General features: G+C 34.4%; 4 protein-coding genes. All 4 read left to right on the top strand.

What is annotated here, in order from left to right; translation table 11 throughout:
• Positions 1-882 precede the first annotated feature (882 nt).
• Positions 883-3,483 (top strand): NlpC/P60 family protein, encoded by a 2,601-nt coding sequence (locus tag H5975_RS06990; protein ID WP_204785442.1) that lies wholly within the window; start codon positions 883-885, stop codon positions 3,481-3,483.
• Positions 3,484-3,558: 75 nt separating this feature from the next.
• Positions 3,559-4,080 carry a hypothetical protein gene (locus H5975_RS06985; RefSeq protein WP_204785441.1) on the top strand — a complete coding sequence of 174 codons (522 nt, stop codon included), beginning with the start codon at positions 3,559-3,561 and terminating at the stop codon, positions 4,078-4,080.
• Between the two features lie 73 nt (positions 4,081-4,153).
• Positions 4,154-5,086, top strand: a complete 933-nt coding sequence (locus H5975_RS06980; RefSeq protein WP_204785440.1) for a glycosyltransferase family 2 protein — start codon at positions 4,154-4,156, stop codon at positions 5,084-5,086.
• Positions 5,086-6,184, top strand: a 1,099-nt coding sequence (locus tag H5975_RS06975) for an AI-2E family transporter (RefSeq protein WP_204785439.1), incomplete at its 3' end; no start/stop codon positions are given. The genes H5975_RS06980 and H5975_RS06975, both read left to right, overlap by 1 nt.

Raw genomic sequence — 6,184 nt, 5'->3', positions numbered from 1 at the left:
AGGGCAATTACCGTGTGTGTATTTTTTGGGGTAATTGTCCTTTTTTATTGTCATCATATACAAAAACGGCACTGATGAAAACTCATCAGTACCGAATAGTGTAGAACCGCTTTTTTTAAATCGTCGAACATCTCCAAGAGACGATCGATCACTTCACTATTAGATAACCATGCGCCACGAAAGTTGCGCCGAGGATAGTAATGGACGTTATTAAGAGAATTAATTTTCTGTAATAATAGCTTCCCAAAACATTTTAAAGCCCGGTATTCATGACACGAATGCGAATTTTTTGTAAAGCCCGGTAGGCTTGAACGACAACGTGGACATGATCGGCAATAATATGAGCATTAAATATAATTTTTTGACTTACTGCACTATGACACAAAATCTAAGTTTAAAATTAAAGGTCCAAATTATTGCAAAAACTTTGGGGATGTCGATAAAATATGAAGTTTACTTTTAACGTTGTAGAAACATGTTGTTCCTTAATTACCTAATAGTTTGATAAGAAATCGATAAACAATATAACCAACATATCTTTATTAATATTAGAATTTACTTTCCTAATTCAAAATGAAGAACGGTATTCTTAAATTTATTTCGACAAGCTTACGGGAGGCTATGTTTTTCCATTTTAAGAAAGTGCCTTGTTACTACAAAATAGTAGTGTGATTTTTACGAAATATCTAATAAATGTGTTTAGAATCTTCATAATACTTCTATATTACACTAATGTTACAGGAAAATTTCGTTTATTATCAATCCAATAACAAAACTGCCATATCTCACTATTCCAACACTTCTTATGATAATCTAATAATCGTTGAAATTAAATAAAAACTTTGAAAAACGAATGAAAAGAAAGGCTTGAATTTTAAGTATATGGATACTAAGAAACATTATAAAATGTACAAGAGTGGTAAAAAATGGTGTTACGCTGCTATTGCAACTTTATCGGTTGCTTTAGGAGTTTTTGCTGCTAATGGAGCTACAGCTCAAGCGGATGATGTTAATCCAATTACAACCTTAAATACAACTTCAGAAAGTGCTGACACAAATAGTACTGCAATGGAAAATGAGGCTTCAACGGTAACAACTCCTCAAGGCAATACAAAAGACGAATCTGCTAACCAAAATGGGACATCTGTAGAATCTAATTTAGCATCTATATCAGAGACTACTAAACAACAGGCTTCTCAACCGACTACTTGGGAACCTAAAAATGTTGAATTACAAAAGCCTTCTACAAATGCTGATCAAAGTAACAATGGTTGGTTAGATAACATTTCTATTTCAAATGGTCAACTGAATGTTAATGGATGGAACGTATCAAATCAGGATTATGGTAAGGATTACCACTACATCATTGTTTACGATCAATCACAAAATAAGGAATTAAGTCGTCAGTTAATTCAAAATACTCAACGTGACGATGTTCAAAAGGCATATCCAAATGTCTACAATTCTCAATTCTCTGGTTTTAACGTTAGTTTTAATATTACAAGTGCTGACTATTTGAACGACAATATCCAAATTATTAGCCGTTATACCAGTGACCCATTGGGAAATACAAACTATGTTGATCATTGGTTCTCACCTGTTACTTTTAAGAATAATGAAACTCAATCTATAGATTACATTACTAATAATGGTGATGGTACTATTACAGTTTCTGGAACAGATGCTAATAACCAAACTTATGGTAAAAGTAATCACTACATCATCTTATATGATGCAACGACTGGTAAACAACTTGACGCTGTTAAAGTAAATAATACCGCAAGTGATTTGGCATATAATAATGTTTACAACGCAGGGAATGCCAAATTTACTGCCCAACTTAACTATGGTGGTTTAACTTCATTAAATGATCGAATTGCAATTGTCAGTCGTTATTCTTCTTATGATGGAGGTAATGGTGATGACGGAGTAGCAAGTCATAAGACCGATCACTGGTTCTACTTAGACAATACCAATCGTTCTAACCTTGATAACTTTGATTTAAGTAACGGTTCTAACCTCATGGTTTCTGGTTGGAATGCAGATGACAATAGTGTATTTGCTAACAATCATTACCTAATTTTGTTTGATAACACTACTCAAAAACAAGTTGCCTCTAAGAAGGTTACGACAATTGACCGTTCAGATGTTGAAAAAGCTTATCAGAACTATATTATTGGTAATAAATCAGGATTTGATACTACTTTTGATAGTAGTTTATTAACTAAGGGTCATAATTACACAGTGGTTAGTCGATATTCAACCTCCGCGGATGGTAATGGTAATGATGGTTTACATGTTGATAATTGGATGGGAAACATTACTATTGATGGAGCCCACTACGCAATTGATTCTATTAAGCAAACTGCCAATGGTATTCAATTAATTGGTTGGATGGCCGATAATGCTCAAGTTGATGGTGAAAATAATGCATATATTATTGTTTTAAACGATGGTAAGGAAATAAAACGTCAAAAAATTACTTTAACGCAACGCCCGGATGTTGCTAATGCTTACAAAAACATTAGTGATAGCTTAAACAGTGGTTTTAATGCTACGATTAACCTTAACACTGCAAGTTTGAATGGTAATTTACAATTTGTATTACGGTTTGCGGGTGCAGATGGTGAAACCAATCATAGTGACCAATACACACAGACTTATGCAACTAATGAAGGTAATATTGATACATTTAATATTAATGGTAACAGTATTCAAGTTAGTGGTTGGCATGCAGCAATGAATGCTGAAGGCATGAACCATGAATTTATTATTGTTACTGATTTAAACGGTAATGAACTTTATCGGACTAAATTAACCAGTGATCAAAAGAATATCTCACGTAATGATGTTGCCAACGTATATCCATGGATTGCTAATGCTAACCAATCAGGTTTCAGCACAAGTTTACCTTTGACTGATACAATGCAACACAAGGGAATTAAGGTCATTCACCGTTTGACTTCCTCTGATGATGGTAATTCTAACTACTCAGACTTCACCACAGCTGAATACATCAACTCAGGTTGGCAAGGTAATAGTTATTATGATCCATATACTGGTCAAAAGGTAACAGGAACAGTTACCATTGATGGAAAGTCATATACGTTTGACAACAATGGTAATTTAATGACTAAACAACAACAAGCGGTTGATAAGGCTTTGTCTGCTAAAGGAACTCCATATGTTTGGGGCGGCAATAAACCAGGTGGATTTGATTGTTCTGGACTTGTTCAATGGGCTTATGGTTTAGGTAGTAATTATCGGACTACTTATCAACAAACTACTTTAGGTGCTCATCATCGTGATGTTTATAATGCACCAAAGGGTGCTTTGGTATTCTTCGGTAGCGATAGTGCACCTTACCACGTAGGAATTTCCTTAGGAAATGGTACGTTTGTTCATGCTCCTGAACCTGGTGATGTCGTTAAGACAACGTCAATGCGTTACTACACGCCTAGTTACTACATTGTTTTAAATTAATAAAAAATTATATTGTGGTTGATTAATGTTTGTTATAATTGACGTAATCAGTTGAAATGTGAGGAGAGCAAATTTATGAAATTAAAAAAGATTATGATGTCAGCGATTGCTGGAACCATGATGTTATCACTGGTAGCTTGTGGTAGTAAATCTGCTACGCAATCTCATAAAGACACTGCTGAAAGTAGTAGTCATGTTACTAAGTCTAAGCATCATGCTAAAAAAATGACTAAAGTTACCTCATCTAGTAAAAAGATTAGTAACAATAATGATGATGTTAAGGTTTCAAGCACCAGTTCTTCAACCAAGACAACAATTAATGGGGTTCAAAATAGCACAACAGCTAAGTCTGTAAGTAGTCGGGAGACTCAAACGATGAATGAAACGGATGCACGTAATTTGGTTAAGGAACACTTAGGTAACCAGCGGGCCAATGCATTAGAAGCTGGTAAGGGTGAACCCAATCAACCAACTGCCGATTCTATTGATGGCTTTACTACCAAGCAAAACGGTACGAATGATTGGACAGTTTCTGGTACTTATGGTGGTAAGACTTACACTTACCATGTTACGCCTAATGTGATTACGGGTGCCTAAGTTTAGTTAATAGTGTATAATTAATCGGTACGGTTTTGTACCGATTTTTTTATAATAAAATGAGGAATAATAAATGGATAAATTATCAATTGTCATACCTTGCTACAACGAAGAAGAATCAATCCCACTTTTTTTTAAAGCGGTAGAACAAATAGTTATAAAAATAAATGATCTTGAAACTGAATATTGGTTTGTTAATGATGGATCATCAGATCGGACTTTACATGAGTTACATGTTTTGCATGATCAGTATCCTGAAAAAGTTCACTTTATTTCCTTTTCTCGTAATTTTGGGAAGGAAGCTGCTCTGTATGCAGGATTGCAAGCTGCAAATGGGGATTATGTTGCTGTTATGGATGTTGATTTACAAGACCCACCGGAATTTCTTCCAAAAATGTATAAATTAATTAAAACAGATGACTATGACTGTATTGGAACTCGACGGGTAGATAGAAAGGGTGAATCTAAATTTAAATCTTTTCTGAGTAATCAGTTTTATAACATTATTAACAAGATTTCACAGACAAACATTATTTCCGGAGCACGTGATTATCGCATGATGACTCGTCAAATGGTTAATGCAGTACTATCTCTAAAGGAATATGATCGGTTTTCTAAGGGAATCTTTAGTTGGGTAGGTTTTAAGACTAAATACCTAGAATATCATAATGTTGAACGAGTAGCCGGTGAAACGGATTGGTCAACTTGGAAATTATTTAAGTATGCAATGGATGGAATTGCAGATTTTTCACAGGTTCCATTATCCATTTCAGTGTGGCTGGGAACGTTTTCCTTTATTATTTCTATTATTGGAATTATTTTTGTTATTATAAGAAGAATAGTTGAGCCAAGCAGTAGTGTTTTTGGCTGGGCATCATTAGTTTGTTTAATTCTTCTGATTGGTGGACTTCAGTTATTATGTATTGGAATTGTAGGAAAGTATATCGGACGAATTTATATTCAGTCTAAGCATCGTCCCATTTATATTATTAAGGAAAAACAGTGATGATTAAGAAACAATCGGTTTTATATTGGTCAATTGAAATGTTAGTGGCTGCACTACTAATTTGGGTGTGCACGAAGATTGATTTCATTTTTCGACCAATTTTAGTATTTATTTCAGTTGTTTTTGTGCCAGTGATTATTTCATTATTTTTGTACTACATGATGCGTCCAATCATGAGTCTTTTAATGAAAGTTCGAATTGGTAAACATCAAATGTCACGTGGCATTGCCAGTATTTTGATAGTTCTAGTACTTATTTTAATAATTTGCGGGGTCATTACCGCAATTATTCCACCGATGGTTAATGAGTTAACTCAGATTGTTAAAGGATTGCCTACAACTGCCAAGGAAACTCAACGATTGATGATTAAGCTTTCACACCACCCATGGTTGAAAGACATTGATTTTCAAAGCTACTATAAGCAAATGACAAATAAATTGTCAAATTCGTCTGAAACGATTTTAAGAGGAATTACTGCGCAAGCTGGAACTGTTATTGGTATGGTTACTAGTACAGTAATTGTTGCGATTACGGTTCCTGTGATGCTTTTTTATATGTTAAGAGACAGTAATAAATTTGTCCCTAGTGTGCAAAAGTATTTTTCAAAAAAACATGGAGAAGAGATTGGGAGATTACTTCACCAGATGAATTATACTTTATCATCATACATTGCAGGACAAGCAATAGAATGTATTTTTGTAGCAATTGCTACAAGTATTGGGTATTTGATTATTGGTCAACCAGTTGCAATTGTGCTAGGGATTGTGGCCGGTTTGACAAATATGATTCCATATGTTGGACCTTATATTGGTATTACACCTGCATTAATGGTTTCTTTGGCGGTTGCCCCTCAAAAGTTGATTTGGGTTGTTGTTGTAGTGGTTATTGTTCAGCAAATTGATGGTAACATCATTTATCCGAATATTATTGGTCGAACTCTTCAAATCCATCCACTTACAATTATTATGTTATTGTTGGCTGCTGGTAATATAGCTGGTATTCCAGGGATGATTCTCTGCATTCCATTCTACGCGGTTGTTAAGACAGTTTTTAATTATATCTGGTCAATTTATCAGATTGAAAAAAAGAACGAACAGG

It is taken from the genome of Limosilactobacillus coleohominis (genome assembly GCF_016901675.1).
GTDB classification, from domain to species: domain Bacteria; phylum Bacillota; class Bacilli; order Lactobacillales; family Lactobacillaceae; genus Limosilactobacillus; species Limosilactobacillus intestinavium.
This window is presented reverse-complemented; position numbering and strand designations above follow the sequence as displayed.